The organism is Natronolimnohabitans innermongolicus JCM 12255, assembly GCF_000337215.1.
Classification (GTDB): domain Archaea; phylum Halobacteriota; class Halobacteria; order Halobacteriales; family Natrialbaceae; genus Natronolimnohabitans; species Natronolimnohabitans innermongolicus.
Genome location: NZ_AOHZ01000117.1, coordinates 1 through 523 on the forward strand (window position 1 = coordinate 1; position 523 = coordinate 523).

Genomic DNA, 523 nt, shown 5'->3' on the forward strand with positions numbered 1-523 from the left:
AGCGCGTACCGCCCCAGTCAAACTGCCCGGCTACCAGTGTCCTCCGCCAGGAGTGAGAGTCGCAGTCACCATCGGGTAGTATTTCAATGACGCCTCGGTGGCCCGCTAGCGCGGGTACCTGTGTAACGGCTCCTACCTATGCTGCACAATGGCGACCACGTCTCAGTGACAGCCTGCAGTAAAGCTCTATAGGGTCTTCGCTTCCCCTTGGGGGTCNGGCTCCTACCTATGCTGCACAATGGCGACCACGTCTCAGTGACAGCCTGCAGTAAAGCTCTATAGGGTCTTCGCTTCCCCTTGGGGGTCTCCAGACTCCGCACTGGAACGTACAGTTCACCGGGCCCAACGTTGGGACAGTGGCGCTCTCATTGATCCATTCATGCAAGCCGCTACTAAAGCGGCAAGGTACTACGCTACCTTAAGAGGGTCATAGTTACCCCCGCCGTTAACGGGTCCTTCGTCCCCTTGTAAGGGGTGTTCAGATACCCGCACTGGGCAGGATTCAGTGACCGTACGAGTCCTT

The 523-nt window shown here is 57.9% G+C and carries 1 rRNA gene; it reads right to left on the reverse strand.

From position 1 onward, the window contains the following. A 23S ribosomal RNA gene (locus C493_RS23665) occupies positions 1-523 on the reverse strand; the annotation flags it as partial.